This window comes from Methylomonas sp. LWB (assembly GCF_001856095.1).
Taxonomy (GTDB): Bacteria; Pseudomonadota; Gammaproteobacteria; order Methylococcales; family Methylomonadaceae; genus Methylomonas; species Methylomonas koyamae_A.
The window spans coordinates 1-20,957 of sequence record NZ_MKMC01000003.1; the positions used below are offsets into that span (position 1 = coordinate 1).

The 20,957-nt window shown below is 58.2% G+C and carries 13 protein-coding genes and 1 pseudogene; 9 read left to right on the plus strand and 5 right to left on the minus strand.

The window, feature by feature from the left end:
* From BJL95_RS00780 to BJL95_RS00800, 5 genes and pseudogenes are all read left to right on the plus strand, one after another.
* Window positions 1-442, plus strand: a pseudogene (locus BJL95_RS00780) (citryl-CoA lyase); the annotation flags it as partial.
* Window positions 439-1,254, plus strand: coding sequence for a citryl-CoA lyase (locus BJL95_RS00785; RefSeq protein WP_071154899.1), 816 nt, complete (start codon window positions 439-441; stop codon window positions 1,252-1,254). The pseudogene BJL95_RS00780 and the gene BJL95_RS00785, both read left to right, overlap by 4 nt.
* A 120-nt stretch (window positions 1,255-1,374) precedes the next feature.
* A complete protein-coding gene (locus BJL95_RS00790; RefSeq protein ID WP_071154900.1) occupies window positions 1,375-3,522 on the plus strand; it encodes a TonB-dependent siderophore receptor in 2,148 nt (715 codons plus the stop codon).
* 52 nt (window positions 3,523-3,574) lie between these two features.
* A complete protein-coding gene (locus BJL95_RS00795) occupies window positions 3,575-4,522 on the plus strand; it encodes an ABC transporter substrate-binding protein (RefSeq protein ID WP_071154901.1) in 948 nt (315 codons plus the stop codon).
* 6 nt (window positions 4,523-4,528) lie between these two features.
* On the plus strand, window positions 4,529-8,965 hold the full coding sequence (locus BJL95_RS00800) for an EAL domain-containing protein (protein ID WP_071154902.1): 4,437 nt from the start codon (window positions 4,529-4,531) through the stop codon (window positions 8,963-8,965).
* 22 nt (window positions 8,966-8,987) lie between these two features.
* Here the strand turns inward: BJL95_RS00800 and BJL95_RS00805 are convergent, their stop codons facing one another.
* Window positions 8,988-9,260: a hypothetical protein gene (locus tag BJL95_RS00805; RefSeq protein WP_071154903.1), complete on the minus strand. Its 273-nt coding sequence runs from the start codon at window positions 9,258-9,260 to the stop codon at window positions 8,988-8,990.
* Between the two features lie 590 nt (window positions 9,261-9,850).
* Between BJL95_RS00805 and BJL95_RS00815 the strand changes: the two genes are divergently transcribed.
* Complete coding sequence (locus tag BJL95_RS00815; RefSeq protein WP_071154905.1) at window positions 9,851-10,342, plus strand: sterol desaturase family protein; 492 nt, start codon at window positions 9,851-9,853, stop codon at window positions 10,340-10,342.
* A gap of 140 nt (window positions 10,343-10,482) precedes the next feature.
* Entirely contained in the window at window positions 10,483-11,946 is a 1,464-nt protein-coding gene (ubiD, locus tag BJL95_RS00820; protein WP_071154906.1) for a 4-hydroxy-3-polyprenylbenzoate decarboxylase, read from the plus strand.
* Between the two features lie 594 nt (window positions 11,947-12,540).
* Here the strand turns inward: ubiD and BJL95_RS00825 are convergent.
* Window positions 12,541-14,250, minus strand: coding sequence for a DUF885 domain-containing protein (locus tag BJL95_RS00825; protein WP_071154991.1), 1,710 nt, complete (start codon window positions 14,248-14,250; stop codon window positions 12,541-12,543).
* A gap of 158 nt (window positions 14,251-14,408) precedes the next feature.
* The gene (locus BJL95_RS00830; protein WP_071154907.1) at window positions 14,409-15,254 is read right to left on the minus strand and encodes an HDOD domain-containing protein; all 846 of its coding nucleotides are present in this window, start codon (window positions 15,252-15,254) and stop codon (window positions 14,409-14,411) included.
* Between the two features lie 182 nt (window positions 15,255-15,436).
* On the opposite strand from BJL95_RS00830, the gene BJL95_RS00835 reads away from it, so the two are divergent.
* Both BJL95_RS00835 and BJL95_RS00840 read left to right on the plus strand, forming a co-directional pair.
* The gene (locus BJL95_RS00835; RefSeq protein ID WP_064031611.1) at window positions 15,437-17,272 is read left to right on the plus strand and encodes an EAL domain-containing protein; all 1,836 of its coding nucleotides are present in this window, start codon (window positions 15,437-15,439) and stop codon (window positions 17,270-17,272) included.
* A 132-nt stretch (window positions 17,273-17,404) separates the two neighbouring features.
* Window positions 17,405-17,869 (plus strand): hypothetical protein, encoded by a 465-nt coding sequence (locus BJL95_RS00840; RefSeq protein WP_071154908.1) that lies wholly within the window; start codon window positions 17,405-17,407, stop codon window positions 17,867-17,869.
* Between the two features lie 38 nt (window positions 17,870-17,907).
* On the opposite strand, the gene BJL95_RS00845 is transcribed toward BJL95_RS00840, so the two are convergent.
* Both BJL95_RS00845 and BJL95_RS00850 read right to left on the minus strand, forming a co-directional pair.
* Window positions 17,908-19,242: a sigma-54 dependent transcriptional regulator gene (locus BJL95_RS00845; protein WP_071154909.1), complete on the minus strand. Its 1,335-nt coding sequence runs from the start codon at window positions 19,240-19,242 to the stop codon at window positions 17,908-17,910.
* Window positions 19,239-20,864, minus strand: a complete 1,626-nt coding sequence (locus BJL95_RS00850; protein WP_071154910.1) for a PAS domain-containing sensor histidine kinase — start codon at window positions 20,862-20,864, stop codon at window positions 19,239-19,241. Before BJL95_RS00850 ends, BJL95_RS00845 begins: the two co-directional genes overlap by 4 nt.
* Window positions 20,865-20,957: the final 93 nt, after the last annotated feature.

Genomic DNA, 20,957 nt, shown 5'->3' on the forward strand with positions numbered 1-20,957 from the left:
GAACGGCTGGCTGCGCTGCGGCACCGATTTGAACGCCTGGCGGCGTTGGCTGACCGAGTCGCTGACCGCCGATCCGGGCAGTGTCTGGCCGGCGGTCGAGCATCCGTCCGGGTTCGACGATCATGGCGCCGGCACCTCGCTACCGGTACGGCAAACCCTGGACTGCCTGGCGAAATACGGCGTTGGGCCGCGCCTGCCTTGGCTGATCGAAAATCTGGCGGCGCTGCAAGCACTGGCCGGCCGGCCTTTGGCACTGTCCGGTGTCGCGGCGGCGGCGCTAGCGGATTTGGGTTTCGACCCGGAACAAAGCGAAATGCTGTATCTGCTGTTGCGTCTGCCGGGCGCGGCGGCGCATGCCTTGGAACAACGGCCGCTGGGTTACAAGAAATTTCCGTTCGGCGTCGTCGAATTGGAAACGCCACCGGTGGAGCAAGCGGCATGAGGGGCGCAAAATTACTCGACCGCCATGTAGGCGTCTTGAAAAGCCGGATGGGCAAGTTTTACCCCGGCAGCCACGTGGTGTTTCGCGGCCGCGATTTGCTGAGTGAATTAAAAGACATGGACTGGCTGGAGTTGTACGTGTTCGGCATCACCGGCCGCCACTTCGACCCAGCCCAACTGAAATTGCTGCACGCGATCTGGATTTACACCAGTTATCCCGATGTCCGGCTATGGAACAATCGGGTCGCGGCCTTGGCCGGCAGTACCCGCAGCACCGGGACGCTGGGTCTGGCGGCGGCCCTGGCGGTATCGGAAGCGGAAATATACGGCGGCGGCATTTTCGTACGATCGATCGACTTTTTCAGCCGCGCGTTACGCCAACTCGAACAGGGCGGCGATCTGGAAACCTGTATTCGCGAGGAACTGGCCACCCACCGCGGCATCGGCGGTTACGGCAGGCCGCTAGTCAACGGCGACGAACGCATCGGTCCGTTGTTGGATTTGGCGAAGGCATTGGCCCTGGACCAAGGCCCTTATCTAAAGTTGGCCTTGGCGGTCGAGCAAATGTTGTTGAACGGCCGCTGGCGGATGAAAATGAATTACGCCGCGCTGGTCGCCGCCTTGGGCAGCGACCTGGGCATGAGCGCGCGCGAGCTGTATTTGTTCATCTTTCCGGTATTTCTGGCCGGAATGCCGCCGGGTTATATCGAAGCCAGCGAACGCCCGGCCGGCACGCTCTACCCTACGCCGTGCGACGGCATTGTTTACGACGGATCGCCTCGCCGCACTTGGCATCCCGCAAAGCCCGACTAAACTGCGCTTCAATTATCTCTGGCAATCGATGGTCCGAGCTTGGTATGCTCCGCAACCGGCCCGGCCCATCGGTGACCCGAGCTTCGCCATCAAGACAAGACATCCATTCAGGAGCCCACCATGCATCGCCGCCTGTTCTTCCTCGCCGCGGTTTGCGTCAGCGCAAGCCCCTCGGCGCAACCGGTTTCGACCGAGGAAGAAGAAAAAGCCCTATCGCAAATCTACGGCGGCGAAGAAATGGTCAGCATCGCCAGCGGCTACAAACAGCCGATTTCCAAAGCGCCGTCAATCGCGACGGTCATCACCGCGGAAGACATCAAGTCGATTGGCGCGACCGATATCGACGAGGCGTTGGAAACGGTTCCCGGCTTGCATGTGGAGCGCAACACCATAGGCTATAACCCGATTTACACCTTTCGCGGCATTTTTTCGCAGTTCAATCAGCAAGTGCTGATGATGGTCAACGGCATCCCGATCACCAATTCCTATACCGGCAGCCGAGGCGAGGCCTGGGGCGGCATGCCGCTGCGCGACGTCGCCCGGATCGAAGTGGTGCGCGGTCCCGGCTCGGCGGTGTACGGCGCCGACGCCTTCGCCGGCGTCATCAACGTGATCACCAAAACTCGGCAAGACATCGAGGGCACAGAGGTGGGCGGCCGGGTCGGCAGCTTCGACACGTACGACGGCTGGGCGCTGCACGGCGGCGAATGGGCCGGCTTCGACGTGGCGTTGGCGCTGGAATACCACAAGACCGCCGGCCAGGATTCGGTCGTCGATGCCGACCTGCAAAGCTATTTCGATAGTCTGGGCCTGGGGCCGAAAGCCTCGTTGGCACCGGGACCGCTCAATATGTCGCGCGACAATCTCGACGCCCGCATCGATTTATCGCGCGGTCATTGGCGGTTTCGCGGCGGCCTGCAACATCGCGGCGATTTCGGTAACGGCTCGGGCGTCGCTCAGGCGCTGGACCCGATCAACCGCTACGCCAGCGACCGCTGGAATGCCGACGTCACCTACCATAACGACGATATCGATAACTGGGATCTGACCACCCAAGCCAGTTATTTCGAAACCACCCAGGAAATCGAACGCAATTTGACACTGTTTCCGCCCGGCACCACGTTGCCGATCGGCGGCAACGGCCAGATCGGCCTCGGCGCGCCGGTCACCTTCCCGAACGGCTATATCGGCAACCCGGAAGTCTGGGAACGCCATGTTCGCATCAACCAATCGATTGCTTACACCGGTTTTCAGCAACATTTATTGCGCAGCGGTATCGGCTTCAATTACGACAGTCTGTTCCGGGCCAAAGTCAGTCAGAATTTCGGTATCGACCCGACCACCGGCCGGCCGATTCCGTCGCTACCGGGCATTCCGCTCACCGATGTTTCGGGCACCGCGTCGACCTTTATCCCGGAAGTCGACCGCAAGGTCGCCTATTTGTTTTTGCAGGATCAGTGGAATTTCGCCAACGACTGGACGCTGACCGCCGGCGCCCGCTACGACCGCTATTCGGATTTCGGCAACACCTTCAATCCGCGCGCCGCGTTGATCTGGGAGGCCGACTACAACCTGACCGCCAAGTTGATGTACGGCTCGGCGTTCCGCGCGCCGTCGTTTCAGGAGATGTACATCATCAACAACCCGGCGCAGCTCGGCAATCCGCGCTTGAAGCCGGAAACGATGGAAAACCTCGAGCTGGGTTTCGACTACCGACCGACCGACAGCCTGCGCCTGGGCTTGAACTTCTTCAACTATTGGTGGAAGGATATTATCCGCTTCGTGCCGGACAGCGGCTCGACGACGTCCACCGCGCGGAACACCGGCACCCAACAAGGTTACGGCACCGAGTTCGAAGCGGAATGGCAGGCCGCCGACAATCTGAAACTGATCGGCAATTACGCCTACCAACGCAGCCGCGACGAAGCGCTGAATCACGATGCCGGCTATGCGCCGCATCACCAGATTTATTTGCGCGCCAATTGGGAATTCCTGCCTGACTGGTCGCTCAGCCCGCAAGCCAAGTGGATTGTCGGCCGCGAACGCAGCTACGGCGACACACGCGAGCCGGTAGCCGACTATACTTGGGTCGACTTGACCCTACGCCGGCAAAATCTGGCCAAACATGTCGAAGTGGCGTTCTCGGTTCGCAACCTATTTGACGTCAGCGCCCGCGAACCCAGCTTGGTTGGCAGCCCGACCGCCATCCCCAACGATTTACCGCTGGCGACCCGCAGTTTTTACGGGGAAATCAGCGTTAACTTTTAGCCGACGAATTGTCGCCGCGACTGGCTCATTCACGCATTATTCAGGAGTTATTTTGTTCGGTCGTTTGATTTTCACGCTGCTGTTGGCAGTCTTTTTGTCGGCGATGGCCGGTATCGCGCGAGCCGATACGCCGACGGTAGCAATCGTTTATCCGGATGTCCGCGAACCTTACCGCTCGGTGTTTTTGGAAATCGCCCGCGGTATGGAGGAGGAACTGGGCAAACCGGTCGGCCACTATCTGCTCAACGACCGCGACTCGACCGCCGCCGATCGCTTGATCGGCGCCCTGAAAAACGACCGGATCGACGTGGTCGTCACGCTGGGCCGCGCCGGACTGGCGGTGGCCAAGCCGCTCTCGGCGGCTTTTCCGGTCGTGATCGGCGCGACCATGATCCGCCCGGACGAGGTACCGCAAGGCTTGGCCGGCATCAGTCTGACGCCGGCCCCGGAAGCGATGTTCGACCATTTGAAAAAATTGGTGCCGGACATCAAAAAAGTCACCGTGATTTACGATCCCCGCCAAACCGCCTGGGAAATCGAACACGCCGAACGTGCCGCCAAGGAGAGGGACTTGATCCTGACGGCCCAACCGACCGGCAACCTACGCGATTCCTCGGACCTGTTCCGGCAGATCCTGCTGGAAATCAAAGACAACTCGATCGCGTTGTGGCTACCGCGCGAAAACGCGGCGATGGACGAACAATCGCTGTTGCCCGAAGTGCTCCGGGAAGCCTGGGAGAAAAACTTCGTGGTGTTCTCCAGCAATCTCGACCATGTCCGCAAAGGCGCGTTGTTTTCGTTGTATCCGGACAATTTCGGCATGGGCCGCAGCTTGGCCAGCTTGGCCTTGCAACAAGCCAGGCCCGGCGGCAAATTCGAGTCGGTCAAATTGCTGCGGGATTTGCTGGTCGCCGTCAACTTACGGACCGCCGAACATTTAGGCCTGCGTTTTTCCAGTCAAACCCGCCGCGAATTCGCCATGGTTTTCCCAACCCCCTAAGCCCGAATGAAGCAGCGATCGAGGCCACGCCTGCGGGGAGCGAGTTTTTTACAACAACTGACGGTCACCTTTACCGTCGGGCTGCTGGCAATCTCGCTACTGTCCTCGTTCGGCATTTCGACCCTGTCCTACCGCATCGTTCGCGATCAATGGATCGCCCAGGGCCGCCAATCCACCGAAGCCTTCGCCGCCCAAAGCGCGCTGGCCTTGCTCTACGCCAGCAAGGAAAACGCCGAGGAACCGGCCCGGCGATTTCTGTCCTTCCCGGACGTGCGCGGGGTTGCGATTTTCAACGCCGCCCGGCAAGCCTTGTTCGAGCGCGGCGACACCACGCTGCCCGACGGCGGCGACGCATCCGGCTGGCCGGACGACCTGCGTCTGGTCCAGGAAACCGATCAAGCCTGGTATTTCGTGGCACCGGTGTTCGCGCGCGGCGGCGACCAGGACGCGTCGCCGTTCGAGGCCCAGGCCGAACCGGAGTTGATCGGTTACGTGCGTTTGGCCCAGGGCAAACACTCGCTGAACGTGATGAAAAAACAGATACTCTGGGCGACGCTGCTGGTCTCGGGCGGCGCGGCCATGCTGTTTTTCGTGTTCCTGCTGGCGATGACCCGCCGCCTGACCCTGCCGATCCAACTGCTGGCCAAGCAAATGGGCAAGGCATCGGCCGGCGCGAAAAACGTCCGAGCCAAATTACAGGGCCCGCGCGACATCACCGATATGGGTAGCGCCTTCAATACGATGATGGAAGTATTGGAAACCCGCGAAAAGCAGTTGGAACGCGCCCGCGACACCGCACTGGAATCGGCGAGATTGAAAGGCGAATTCGCCGCCAACGTCAGCCACGAATTGCGCACGCCGCTGAACGCCGTGCTGGGCATGTTGGAACTATTGCAGGACATGGGCCTGACGCCCAAGCAACTCGAATATTCGATGATCGCCCGCAACGCCGGCGAAGCATTGTTGAAATTGATCGAGGACATCCTCGACTTTTCCCGGATCGAAGCCGGTATGTTGAAACGTCAGCCGGTGGATTTCGTACTTTACGAAACGTTGGACGAAGTCGTCGAATTGATGGCCGGCCAAGCTCACCGCAAAAACCTGCAACTCCATTACGCCGTCGCCGACGAAATCCCGTTGGTGATGAACGGCGAGGCCTCCAGGGTCCGGCAAGTGCTGATCAATCTGGTCGGGAACGCGCTGAAATTTACCGAGCAAGGCGCAATCTCGATTCGGGTGAGCGTGGAAAGCGCCAGCGCCGACCTGCATCTGCTGCGCTTCGAGGTCAGCGACACCGGCATCGGCATTTCCGCCGCCGCCCAGTTAACCATCTTCGACGCCTTTGTACAGGCCGACGGCTCCAGCACTCGCCACCACGAAGGCGCCGGCCTGGGCCTGGCGATCTGTCGGCAACTGGTCAATCTGATGGGCGGCAAGATCGGCGTCGTCAGTCAGCCCGGCGGCGGCAGCACCTTCTGGTTTACCGTGCCCTTCGAGGCGCCGCGCGGCACTCAAGCATTGTCGGAAGCCCGCCAGGCTTATTTCGCCAATTTGCGCGTCCTGGTAATTTCCGAAAACGCCAAGATGCGCCAATTCCTGACCCAGACCCTGGAACATTGGCAAATCCATTACCGCCACAGCGAATACGGCATTCGCGCGGTCGACATGCTGCGCTCGGCGCGCGAACAGGACCAGGCGTACCAATTCGCGATCGTCGATCTGAAAGACGCCGGCGACCTGAGTTGGCTGGATTTGATCGCTCACGATCCGGCGCTGGCCGACCTGAAAATCATCCTGCTGTCCAATCCGGGCAACACCGCCGGCCAGTCCCGCCTGCCCAACGTGGCCGCCAATCTGACCAAACCGGTACAGGTCTCCAAGTTATACGACTTCATTCTGACCGTCGGCCAGGATTACCGGGAGTCCGCACCGGTCGAAGCCATCTCCGAAACGCCGTACTCGGCCGAGTTGGGCCGCGTAATCCTGATCGTCGAGGATAACCGCGCCAGTCAGATGGTGGCGGCCGGCATGCTGGAGCGGCTGGGCTGCGCGTACGAAATCGCCGCGTCCGGCAACGAAGCCTTGGAATGGCTGGCGCGCAAACCCTTCGACCTGGTCTTGATGGATTGCCACATGCCGAACATGGACGGTTTCGAAGCCACTCGCCGCATCCGGCTGTTGCCGGAGCCACTGGCGCGCATTCCGATCGTGGCGATGACCGCCAACGCCCGACAAGGCGACAGCGACTTGTGCCAGGCCGCCGGTATGGACGATTACCTGGCCAAGCCGATCAAATTGGCGCCGTTGCGCGAAAAGCTGCTGCACTGGCTGGAGAACGCCCCTGTCGCGGCGACGCCCAATATCCGCGCCAACGCGACGCCCAACACCTTGGACGACCAGGTCTTGCGCCAATTGCGCGACGAAATCGGTCAAGGTTTCGAGCGGATGGTGCGGTTTTATCTGGAAGATTCGCCGGTCCAAATCCAACAATTGGCTTTGGCCTTGACGACCAACGACGCACGACAGGTTCGCGAACTCGCCCATAGCCTGAAAGGCGCCAGCCGCAACCTCGGCGCCGATAAGCTGGCGGCCGTCGCCAAGCAGCTGGAAGATGCCGGAGAGCAGCATAGTCTTGAAAACAGCGAAGCGCTGCTGCGCCAATTGCGTGAGGAATATCAATTCATCGAACAATTGCTGCTACGCGAAATCGGCACCGAAACGATCGCCGACGCCGCGCCCGCGCCGCAAGGTCCGCGCATTCTGGTGGCCGACGACGACCGCGCGATGCGCTTTGCGTTGCAGGATATTCTGGAAAAGGACGGCTACATCGTCGACCTGACCGGCACTGGTCAGCAAGCCGTCGCTATTTGTCAACAGCAAATGGCCGATCTGATCCTGATGGATGCGCTAATGCCGGAGATGGACGGCTTCGAAGCCTGCCAAAAAATCCGGGCGCTGCCGAACGGCGCCGAAGTGCCGATTTTGATGATCACCGCGCTGGAAAACGAACATTCGGTGGAGTTGGCCTTCTCGATAGGCGCCAACGACTACATTCCCAAGCCGATCCATTTCACGGTGTTGCGTAAACGCATCGCCCACTTGCTGGATGCCAGCCGCAGCCAACGCACGCTGAACCGTCTGGCTTATCACGACCCATTGACCAATCTGGCCAACCGTGCCCAGTTCATGGACAAACTGAACGCGGTCATCCAGGCCGACGGCATCCACCCGCAATTGCACGCGGTGTTATTTCTGGATTTGGACCGCTTCAAGCTCACCAACGACACGATGGGCCACGATGTCGGCGACCAATTGTTGAAAGCCGCCGCCGAGCGCATCCAGAGCTGCGTGCGCAAGGAAGACATGGTCTCCCGCTTCGGCGGCGACGAATTCATTCTACTGTTGGAAAAAATCGGCAACGCCCAGGTCGCGGCGGCGGTCGCCGACAAAATCTGCAACACCATCGCCAAGCCCTTCCTGCTGATGGAGCAAGAGTTCTATATCAGTTGCAGCATCGGCATCTCCTTGTTTCCGGCCGACGGCATCGACAGCGGTTTGTTGATCAAACACGCCGACACCGCGATGTACCGCGCCAAGGAACAGGGCAACACTTTTTGTTTTTACGAAGACAGCATGGAATTCGCGGTATCGTCGAAACTGCGGTTGGAAAGCGATTTGCGCCGGGCTTTGCAACGCGACGAATTCTTTCTGCACTACCAACCGCAAATCGATCTGAATTCCGGCCGTATCATCGGTGCCGAAGCGTTGATCCGTTGGCAGCATCCGACACTAGGCTTGGTGCCGCCGGATGCCTTCATCCCGGTGGCCGAGGAAATCGGTCTGATCGAAACGATAGGCGCCTGGGTGTTACGCGAAGCCTGCCGGCAAAACCGTTTGTGGCAGCAAACCGGCTATCCGCCGTTCAGCGTTGCAGTCAACGTCTCGGCACGCCAGTTGGATCACGAGGATTTCGCCGATCAGGTGACCGCGATCGTCGCCGATACCGGCCTGCCGCCACAATACGTCGAGTTGGAATTGACCGAGAGTCTGTTCATCCGCCACCCGGAAAAAAAGCGCGAGATTCTGGCTCGACTGCGCGAAGCCGGCATGCAAATCTCGATAGACGACTTCGGCACCGGCTATTCCAGCTTGAACCAACTGAAGCACTTTGCCTTCGACAAGTTGAAAATCGACCGCTCCTTCGTAGCCAACATCATGCACGACGCCGACGCGGCCGCCATCGTGCTGGTGATTATTTCGATCGCCCGCATCCTCAAGTTCAAGGTCATCGCCGAAGGCGTGGAGACCGAGCAACAAGCCCAATACCTGATGCAAAACGATTGCGACGAAGCCCAAGGCTACTTGTTCGGCAAACCGATGGCGGCCGAAGACCTCACCGCCATCCTGGAGCGCGCCGGACAGCTTTACCGCATTACCCATTAAGCGCCGCCCGGCGCTGTTGCGATCAACGCCAGTTGCCCGGATAGCTATAAATAGCTTGGCCGTATGCTTTATCGACGTAGATCGCCCGCGCTTTGCCCATCGGATGCTCCGCGATCGGGTTCGGGTAGCTGTGTATGCCCCGGCTATAGGCCGGATTGTCGTAGACCACTTCGGCGATAGCGGTTTTAGCTTCCCCGCTATTGTCTTCAATTCGGTCGCCGTGCGCGCGTACGTTGGCGGCCATCAATACGGTGGCGATAACGGCGGCGATCTTAATGGTTTTGCTGGTGTTCATGGCTGTTCTCCTGATAGGTGTTTGATAAGGCCGGCGGCGATATCTCGCCCGGTTCGTCCGGCTTGGTCGCTATTCTGGAGAAGATTTTTATATAAATAAAATCGATTGTTTTTATAGAGTCGATAGCTTTTTTATATAAATACACTGTAACTAGTCATAGGCGTTTTGGGGGGAAGTGATGACCAACGGCGCCAAGTTAAACGGTTGCAGTCAATGTAAGCCGCTGGCTGAACGGAGCTGAAATGAGGCTTTGGCCCAGCCGAAATAAGGCGCTGGCCGAACCGAAATAAGCCGTTGGCTGAGCCGAAATGAGGCGTTGGCTGAGCGGAGCCGAAGCCAGCGATTTCGCTTCGACGCCGCTCAGTGAACGGCATAGCTGACATTGAGGAATTCATCCCCCGTTCCGCCGGGAGAGGGCGTTTTTACTTCGCGCTGAATAGTTACAATACGCTCAGCCTTCAACAGGCCGCGCCGCCACACAAAACCGAGCCTGATGAGGGGGCAGCCGACAAGAAATCGAACATCGACACGCCAGTCCAAGTCGCCACTGTCACCTCCAAAGCGTCTCCCCCAATCGAACAGGATTACCGATGATGTTTGCCGTCCAGTTTGTTCTAGCGCTCTGTTACGCCAATCTCGGCGAATGGTTGATGCATAAATTTATCCTGCACGGCCTGGGCAAGCGCCAAAACAGCTTTTGGGCCTATCACTGGCACGGGCACCACGCGACCTGCGCCGAACACGCGATGTACGATCCGGGTTACGCGAAAATCCGCTTGAACGCGTGGAACGCGCAGACCAAGGAACTAGCGGTATTGGCCGGCATCGCCGCGCTGCACGCGCCGTTGCTGGCGATCTGGCCCGGCTTTCCGTGCGGCCTGTATTTTTCGCTACTGATTTATTACACCCGCCACCGCAAGGCCCATTTAGACCCGGCTTGGGGCCAACGCCATTTGCGCTGGCATTACGACCACCATACCTTAAACAAACCCGGCAACTGGTGCGTGACCTGGCCGGGGTGCGACTACCTGTTCGGTACCCGGCTATCCGCGCCAAAGGCTAACGACGCCGACCGCATTTAAACGCTCGCCGCTCGGGCGCCCGGCTCGCCTTGCAATTCCCCCGGCAAAGCGGGCAAACTGGTCGCCGATTAGCCTGGAACCGTCGCTTGTTCGGTCTTAAGACCACCGCGTGCCCTGCCCCACTGACCACCCACCATCCGATGAAATACAAAGACTTAAGAGACTTTATCGCCCAACTGGAAAAACAAGGCGAACTGAAACGCGTCAAAATCGAGGTCGATCCTTACTTGGAGATGACGGTAATCTGCGACCGGGTGCTGAAGCAAGGCGGCCCGGCCTTGCTGTTCGAAAACGTCAAGGGCTCCAATATCGCCGTGCTCGGCAATTTGTTCGGCACCACCAAGCGGGTGGCGATGGGCATGGGCGCCACCGATATATCCGAACTGCGCGGCATCGGCGAACTCCTGGCGTATTTAAAGGAACCCGAGCCGCCCAAGGGCATGAAGGATGCCTTCGAAAAACTGCCGGTGTTCAAACAAGTGCTGAATATGGCGCCTAAAATCGTCAGCAACCCGCCGTGCCAGGAAGTGATCCGGATCGGCGCCGAGGTCGATCTGGCCGATTATCCGATCCAGACCTGCTGGCCGGAAGACGCCGCGCCATTGATTACCTGGCCGCTGGTGATTACCAAGGGGCCGAACAAGGAACGCCAGAATCTGGGCATTTACCGCCAGCAGGTGATAGGCAAAAACAAAGTCATCATGCGTTGGCTGGCGCATCGCGGCGGCGCGTTGGATTTCAAAGAATGGCAGCAACAGCGGCCCGGCGAGCCGTTTCCGGTGGCGGTGGCCTTGGGCGCCGATCCGGCGACGATCCTGGCGGCGGTGACGCCGGTACCGGACCCCCTGTCCGAATACGCGTTCGCCGGCCTATTGCGCGGCGCCAAAACCGAAGTCGCCAAATGCCTGAGCAACGATTTGCAAGTGCCGGCCAGCGCCGAAATCGTGCTGGAAGGTTTTATCTATCCCGGCGAAACCGCGCCGGAAGGCCCCTACGGCGACCACACCGGTTATTACAACGAAGTCGACGAATTCCCGGTGTTCACTATCGAACGCATCACCCAGCGCCAAGTGCCGATCTACCACAGCACCTACACCGGCCGACCGCCTGACGAGCCGGCGATTCTCGGCGTGGCCTTGAACGAGGTGTTCGTGCCGATTCTGCAAAAGCAGTTTCCGGAAATCGTCGATTTCTACTTGCCGCCGGAAGGCTGCTCGTACCGGATGGCGGTAATCAGCATGAAAAAGCAATACGCCGGCCACGCCAAGCGAGTCATGCTCGGCACCTGGTCCTATCTGCGGCAATTCATGTACACCAAGTTCGTCATCGTGGTTGACGACGACGTGGATGTGCGCAACTGGCAAGACGTGATTTGGGCCATCACCACCCGCATGGACCCGGCCCGCGATTTGACGATCCTGGAAAACACGCCGATCGATTACCTGGATTTTGCCTCGCCGGTGTCCGGTCTAGGCTCGAAAGTCGGCTTCGACGCCACCAACAAATGGCCCGGCGAAACTCAACGCGAGTGGGGCAGGCCTATCGTGATGCGCGAGGACGTCATTAAAAAGGTCGATGGAATGTGGGACAGGCTGTTCAACTGACCGCCCGCGTCAGAATAGTTGTCGCCTCAAATTTTCAACCGCATTTAAATTTGAGATCAAAAAATGAATCCTTCCAAGAACCGGAAGGACAAAGCCTTGGCCGAAGCCACCGCCTTGTTGATCTCGCAAAAAAGGTCCAGGCACTGTTGAGGGCGACGGCCGAAAATCCCGTGCGGTGCAGCGAAACCGATACACAATTTGAGGTCCGCCACCGCCTACCGGCATAGCCTAACGATCATGACGGGATTTTCGCCGCGCGGAATAAAACGCATCGGCGTAGGCGCGGTTTCAGCCGCGATCGGCAGCGCGCCGAAACCGTGCGCCGGCGGCTGGACCGGCGACTTTGTTGTAAACACAGCCGTCGCGAGGGCAAAGCCATTAATTATTAAATCGGCCCTCAAATACCGTTCGCGGTAGCTCGTAAACGTTCGTGGTAACTCGTAAACCGTTCGAGGTGAGTCTGTCGAACCATGGACGGTTTACCAGTTCGCCCTTAGTCCGTGCTCGGGACCAACGGTTAATCCTCGACTTTACGGCATGGGAGTGCCTGCCATCCGCCGATCCGCGCCGGACGTACCGCATTTCCGATGCGAGTTAACGCCCCTCGCTGGCCAACATCGACTTCGCAACCAACGGAATCGGCGGCGAGCCGTAGCTTAAAAACGTATCGTGAAATTGCCGCCAGGCGGCGCGGCCGCCGCGCCGGGCGCTCCAGTCGTCGCGCAGTTGTCGGATCAGCAATTTCCCCAGCGTGTAGTTCAGATAGGCCGGATCGAAGGTGCCGCGCGCGGCCTGTTGGCGGGCGTTGCCCGGATCGCGAAAGGCCTGTTCCCGGAACATTTGTTCGGCCTGCTCGACGCTCCAGCCTTGGGTATGCAAGCCGATCGCGGCCAGAAAGCGCACGTCGCGCAGCAAGGCGTTGACCAACTGGCCGATGTGGGTTTCCGGATCGCCGTCGTTCAGGCCGGCTTCCCACATCAATTCCTCGGCGTAATGCGCCCAACCTTCCGAAAACGCGTAACTGCCGAATAGTTGACCGAATTTGGAGCCGGCCCGATGGGCGTGCAGGAATTGCAGAAAATGGCCGGGCCAGACCTCGTGCGCCGACACGAACAGCAAATTGGCTTGGCCGGGCAGATAGGCGGCCTGCTCGGCGGCGCTCCAGGCCGAATCGGGCGGCGCGACGTAATACACCGACGGCAAGCTGTGCTCGTAGGGCCCAGGAATGTCGATGTAAGCCAGATTCCAGCGTGCATAAGGCGGCGACGGCGCGACATGGGCTTCGTCGTCGCTGGGGATGGTCAGCAATTGCCGCTCGGCGACGAAGGCTTTCAAGTGCTTGAGTTGCTCGCCGGCGGCGGCGACCGGACCGGCCGCCGGCTTATGCGCCTCCGCCCGCGCCACGCACTCGGCCGTCGTCGCTTGCGGCGCGAACCGCCGACAGGCTTGCGCCAATGCTTTCAGATTGCGCTGCAAATCGGCGCGGCCCATTTGCTCCAGCTTCGGCAACGGCAGCTCGACGGTTTCGGTATCGGCCAGCATCCGGCTGAAGGTTTCCGCCCCCAGCGCGAATGCGTCGGTCGCCGTCGGCCTTTGTTGCTCCAGCCAATCCACCAACTCGCGCAGCGCCTGTGCCGCCGGACCGACTTTTTCTACAAACGCCCGTTGCAATTCCGGATCGGCGACATCGGCAAACGCGGCCTTGGCCTCGGCTTCGTAAAATTTGGCCAGGCCGCCGAATACGGTTTTGCCGATGTCGAGGTAGGTGCGCGGCAGCGGCAATTCCAGATTGGCGCGGATTTGGGCAGCGGCGCGCGGCACGTTGCCGGCGTAAGCAATGAACGCCCGCATCCGCTCGGCCAACGGTGCATAAGGCCGGCTGATGTAAAGATTCGGGTCCAAGGCGCCGGCATAAAACTGCGGGCTTTTGAACGGCCGCCGCGCGACTTGCCGCCAGAACAATTCCTTGGCCACGGTCGCTAGCAAATAGTCGCGCTCGAAACGTTGCGCCGGCGTCAAGGCTTGGTCCGGATAGGCCAGCGCCAACATCCGCTGCGCTTCCAGCCAGCGTTCGGTATCGCGCAAACCTTGCGGACTCCAATCCGGCAAGCGACCGTCGAATTCGTGGCGGCCGGCCTCGGCGGCGAAGGTGGGTTGCTGCTCAAAGTAACCGGCAATAAAGCCTTCGACAAATTCCGGCCAGGCCGGCGGCCGGGTTTCGGCGGCATGCGCGGGTATCATCCGCAACATCAGCAAGCAAGCGCACCAAAACCCAGCGCGGCGAAGTTTGTTTGACGCAGCCATCATGGATTTCCCTCGAAATCGGCCAAAACCCGATAATAACCGGATTCAGCCGCCAAGCGAAACCGAAAAGCCGGGCATAGCGACGCTGCAACCTGAAACTCGCCGGCTCCGGCGAAGGAAAGTCCGAAGGCGGCGACCTCGGATAGCCCGCTTCGGGTTTAGGAATAGAACAATTTAAAAATGCCTTCGAATTCCATGCTGATGTCGTCCAACACGACACTGAGCTGATCGGGCGTCAAGCCCAGGGCGTCGATAGTAAAAGCATCGTAGGGATTCTCGATTCGGCACAGCAGATTCGCCAGTCTGACGATGGCGGCAATGTCGGCGCAGGGTACCAGTGTGTCCGGATAGCAATGCAGCCTGACGCTTTCGACGATGACTTCGGGCAGCTTCCAAAGCCGGCAAAGCTCGGCGCCAACTTGGAAATGATCGAAGCCAATGACGTTTTGCTCGATGCGCACTTCGTCGTCGCTTTCCGGTTGGGCTTGCGACTGCAGCAACAAATCGACTTCCCGCGCCAGCACCGGAATTCGTCGATAGAACACCAGTTGGCCGATGTTGTGGACCAATCCGCACACGAAGGCGGTATCGGCGTAACGCTTTCCCAGCAGTTTGTCGAGCGCTCTCGCCAGCAGCGCGCAACGTAAATTGCGCGCCCAATAGTCGTGCATCGACAACAATTGCCCCGGCAGTTCCGAGAACCTCTCGACCACCACCATCGCCAACACCAAGTTCTGCAATTCGCGCATGCCGATCAGCGAAATCGCCTTGGCGATCGAACTGACTTGCGACGGAAACCCGTAAAACGCGCTATTGACGATCTTCAAAACCTTCAACGCCAGAGCCGCGTCGTCTTCGATAACGAAGGCCGCATCGCTAGCCGATTTTTGCGGATCGTCTATGATTTTTTTAAGCAGAAAATAAACATTGGGGGGCGAAACCAACTGAATGTCGCCTCGAAGTAAATCCGAAACGCTTAAACCCAACGACGAAGAAAGTTGCATCTGGATTATTGGAATGAAAATTTAACCTATACTAAACCGCAGCTTTATAGAAATGACTTTAAGCACTCAGTTTAAACCTAGACCATTTATATAATTTTTCAATCCTCACCCTGCTGGATTCCTGCGCACGCTATGGTTTATGATGGTTCAAGATTTTTTCAATACCTGGACGGTATGGACAGATGATTGCCAGTGACGCGCTCAAGGAAAAACTTATCATCATTGCCGAGCATGACGAGGTTTCCGCCCAAAAAATCGCCGCCACCCTCAAGGCCAAAGGCTTCGGAAACCTCCGTTCGGCCAGCAACGGCGAACAAATTTACCAGATTCTCAAACCCTTCCACGACCAGCCGCAAGCCGTCGGCCTGATCGTGCTGAACGCCAAATTGCCGGCCTGTAAAACCGCGGATCTCTGTCACAGCTTGGCCAATGCCAACGAAGCGTCGGTGATACCGGTCGTGATCCTGGACGACGAAAACCCCGACTGTAGTGCGTCGCCATGCCCTCAGGAGTACGAAAACTGCCTGGTGTACAAAATCAACAATCCATTCAACACCCAGGAATTGTTGCTGGCGGTCCGCTTTCTGCTTAGCCTCCATCAGGAGCGTTTACTGCGCTTCAAGCAGGAAGAACAATTGATCAACGAACTGGCCGCCAAAAGCATCATCGACGCCAAATTGAAGTTTTTGGTCGCCCACGACGAATTGACCGGTTTGTTTAACCGGAGCAGTTTCGAACGGCAACTGCGTTTAATCCTGAACCGCAGCAATAAACTGCAGAAAGACGGCGCCCTGCTGTTTATCGACGTCGATCGCTTTAGCTTGATCAACGAGCTGGAGGGTTTCGAAGTCGGCGACCGTCTGTTGGTCGAATTGACCATACTGGTCCGGAAAATGGCGCCGCCGGGCAGTTTGTTCGCCCGCATCGGCGCCGACGAATTCTGTCTGTTCCTGGAAAACAAAACCCAAAAACAAGCCAGAGTGTTCGCCGAGACGATCAAGAACGCGGTCGACAATTTCCGATTTTTTACCGGCGAAGTGTGTTACAGCGCATCGGTTTCGATCGGCATTGCCGCACTCGATAATTCGGTCGCCGCCGTGCATCCCGGCGAGATGATTCTGCACGCCCGCCAGGCCTGCAACTATGCCAAAAACAGTGGCCGGGACAAGGTCTGCCTTTACAACAGCGAAGATATTTCGGTCAAGGAACGCCGCCGCGACATCTATTGGGTACCGCTGATCCGCAAGGCCTTGCGCGAAAACAACCTGTTTCTGGTTTTTCAACCGGTCGTTCAGTTATGCGACGGCAATATCTCCCACTACGAGGTGTTGCTGCGCATGCGCGGCGAAAACAACGAAGTGATCACGCCGGATCAGTTTATCCCGGTCGCCGAGCGCACCGGCTTGATCCACGCGATCGACCTGTGGGTCGTCGAACACGCCATCGATTTTTTGGCGGCGATGCCGTCTTACATGTCTTACGTGTCGCTGGCGATCAATCTGTCCAGTACCGCCTTCCAGTATCCCGATCTGCTGCCGACGATACGGGACAAGCTGGAATTGACCTGGGTGGAAGCCGGCCGCCTGACCTTCGAGATTACCGAAACCGCCGCCGTCGACAATTTCGAAAAAACCCGCCACATGATCAACAAAATTCGAGCGCTGGGTTGCAAGTTCGCGCTCGACGATTTCGGCGCCGGCTTTTGCTCGTTCAATTACCTGAAAACCTTTCCGGTCGATTACGTCAAAATCGACGGCCAGTTCATCCGAAACCTTCTGGAAAACGAAACCGATCAGATTTTGGTGAAATCCATGGTCGAAATCGCCGCCAAATTGGGCAAAAAAACCATCGCGGAATTCGTCGAATCGGCCAGCACCGCGCTCAAGCTCAAGGAAATCGGCGTCAATTTCGGCCAGGGCTACGCCTTCGGCAAGCCCGACATCAATCTTCTGGATAGCCATAAAGTGTCGATCGCGATCTTGCTGAACGGCCACACCGGTCAAACGCCGGTGAAATAAGCCGAGTTACCCGCCGGGAAAATCGCCCGTATTTACCGCTTCGTCCGCCTCTGGTATATTCGCGGCCGGCGTCTACAATTGTCATCACATTGTTCTTAAACCAAAAAATAATATTTACAAAGGGGAAGGGTTATGGCCGAACTGTTATTCATCGCGACCACGATATTCGTCGCTTACGTCGTTTTTGTGGTCATGGGCGATAAAAAGCCTAAGCCGGGCGCCGCCAAACCGGAAGCGGCAATAACGCCGGCGCCGGAACCCACGGCCAGTCAAGCCGAACCGACACCCCCGCCGCCAGCCCCCGCCGCAAAACCCGCGACACCCCGCCCTTCCACCCGCAAAACCGCCGCCAAGCCGGCCGCGCCAACCCCTGCCGCCGCACCGACCGCCACTGCCGACAGCGTCAAAAATCCGAAAACCGGCGAAGTCGCGAAAATTTCCGGCAACTATGCCTTTGCCAAACGCTGGATCAAGGATGCGCTGGTTGAGGAAGGCTTGCTCGACAAAGTCTATAAAAACAACGAACTGGACGAAGCCGCGACAACCAAAATCCAGGCCGCGCTACAGCAACTGGCCGCCATGGACAAGTACCGCTAACGCAACCCGCTTCTCGGCAGCCGGTCCGGCTGCCGCACTCACTCCAGTCCCAGCTTTTTCAGCCGATACCGCAACGAGCGGAAGGTCAAGCCCAGTTGCTTGGCGGTCGCGGTTTTATTCCAGCGGTTTTCTTCCAACGCACTGCTCAGCGCTTTCTTTTCGATGCCCTCCAAATAGCTTTCGAGCGACATCTTTTGCGCGTCGAAATCCTCGGCAGCCTCCAGCCCCACCGGCAAATTCAAATCGTCAACATCGATCAGATTGCCCTCGTGCAAGGCCAACGCTCGCTCGAGAATGTTTTCCAATTCCCGCACATTGCCGGGAAAGCAGTACCCCTTTAGCGCTCGCCAAGCCGCATCGCTCAGATCGGGCATTGCCGTGCCGTTGGCGGCGGCTAACTTGGTTAGTAAGTGGCGGGTCAATTGCGGAATATCGGCCTCCCTGGCCCGCAGCGGCGGCAAATTCAGTTCGATGACATTGATCCGGTAATACAAATCCTGCCGAAACGCCCCTTCCTGGACCATTTTCGCCAAGTCCTTATGCGTGGCACTCAGCAAGCGCACGTCAACCGGGACTTCGCGTTGCTCGCCAACCGGCCGGACCTTCTTTTCCTGGATGGCTCGCAACAATTTGACTTGCAACGGCAACGGCAAATCGGCGACTTCGTCGAGAAACAGCGTGCCGCCTTCGGCAGCCTGAAACAAGCCTTGCTTGTCGCTGACCGCGCCGGTAAAGCTGCCTTTTTTATGACCGAAGAACTCGCTTTCCATTAACTCCAGCGGAATCGCGCCGCAATTGATCGCGACAAAGGGCTGCGCGCCGCGCGGGCTTTGCTGATGAATCAAGCGCGCCACCAATTCCTTGCCGGAACCGGACTCACCGCTGATGTAGACCGGCGCCTGATTGCGCGCCACCTTCTCGATTTTCGAGCGTATCGCCCGCATCGGTACCGAATCGCCCAACAACACATCGCGAGTGCGGCGCTCTTTTTCGGCCGCCCGCCCTTGCGAGGCTTGCAACGCATGGTTGACCAGCTGCCGCAACACCGCCAAATCGACCGGCTTGGATAGGAAGTCGAAAGCCCCTTTTTTCATGGCCTTGATGGCGATATCCATATTGCCGTGCGCGGTAATCACCGCCACCGGCAACGGCAGACCGCAGGCCTGGATGTGGTCGACCAGCTCCAAACCGTCGCCGTCCGGTAATTTCATATCGGTCAAACACAGATCGAAACGTTGATTGGCCAGCAATTGCTTGGCCCCGGCCAAATCAGCCGCGCAGCGGGTTTGAATGTCCATTCGGTTCAGCGTGATTTCCAGCAATTCCCGAATGTCGGGCTCGTCGTCGACAACCAGCGTGACGGGTGGGCTCATATTTCTATCACCGTGTTTTCCGCGTTAGCCAGCGCCAGCACGAAGCAGGATTTTCCGCCATCCTGAACGTAGCCGAGATCGGCCTGATTCAGTTCCGCGAGCGCTTTGGAAATGTACAAACCTAACCCGGTGCCTTTGTGCGAGGTCGTGAAAAACGGCTCGAACAAATGCGTCAGATGTTCACCGCCGATGCCGGGACCGTTGTCGATCACTTTGATCGTCGGCTGTTCGTCGACCAGATCGACCACAACCCGGATTTTCCCCGCTTCCGGCCTGCCGTACTGCAGTGCGTTGGCGCACAAATTATCCAGAATTTGTTTCAAATGGCCGTCGTCGATGCAAGCCGTCAAGCCCGTCCTGACAAACGCCAGCGCGAACGCATCTGCGCGTCCGCCCAAATCGAATTTCTGCTCGCTGAAATAAGCCGTCAACCAAGCGTCCAGATTGATTTTTTGCTTATGGCTGAAGTGGCGGCGGGACAACTTCAAAATATCCTCGATAATACAGTTCACCCGTTGACAGTGGTTCTGAATGATCTCGGTTAACCGCACTTCCTGGGCAGGCAAGCCTGGCGCCTCGGACAACAACTGTCCTGCGTGGCTGATTGCGCTAAGCGGGTTGCGAATCTCGTGGGCGATGCTGGCGGTCAAGCGACCCAGCGAAGCTAACTTGCTTTGCTGCAAGCGTTGGTTATACAAAGCGATGTCCTCGATGATCAACAGATACAAAGCCTCGCCGTCCATCGATAACACGGAAAACCGTACCTGAATTTCCCTGTCGCCGGACAAATGCAAGATGGCAAAATCCTGCTCGGGGTTGTCGCGCCATAAGCCGAAGGCTTCTTGCAAGGGAGCCGCCAAGTCCGCCAATGTCGGCGGAATATCCGCCAGATCCAATAACCGCAGCGCCGACTGATTGGCTAATTGCAGGATTCGCTCGCCATCCACGATCAAAATTCCGGATTGCAAATGCTGAATAATGTAGCGATTCAAGCCTTCCAAGCGAGCGATAGTCTGTGCTTGCTGTTGCGCCAGAATCGCCGACTGCTCGGCGCGCTGAGCCAAAATCACCGATAGGAACGCAATCGAGAAAAACGAAATGCCCAGCATGCCGGAATAGGTTAGTGTCACCGGCTCGAAACTGCGCGTCTGAATCGCGTAAACCTGCTCGGCCAACACCGCCAGACTAGCCAGCGCCGCGAACAAGATCGCGCAACGGCCGCCGATCAATAGGCCGCCGGCGGCGATCGAAATCGCCAACAACATGCCGATGCCGCTGGCGATGCCGCCGCTGGCATGCATCATCAACGTGATAAAGACAATATCGGTGAAGATAAACATCTGCGCCAGCATCGCGTAACCGAAGCGATGCCTGAGCGTGATCGGCGCGGCAACCACGGAAATCGCAAGGTATCCGAGACTAGCGAACTGGTACAATGTGTTGTCGTAGGTGCCCAGCGTCGATGCGCCGAACCGTAAATAAAACAGCATCACGAACAAACTGCCGGCCATGAAGCGATAGATGGCGAATATTTTCAGCATCAGCCATGCTTGCCGCTCGGGTATGCCGTAACCTCGGGAAAACGGACAAGGGTAATAGGTATGGGTTTGACCGGGAGGCATGCCGTCTCTGTCAGCGGGTTTCAGTTAGAATGAAGATGGCTTTCATCATAGCATTAAGTCGGCGGAGGACCTGCCCGGCGGCTAGTCTTATAG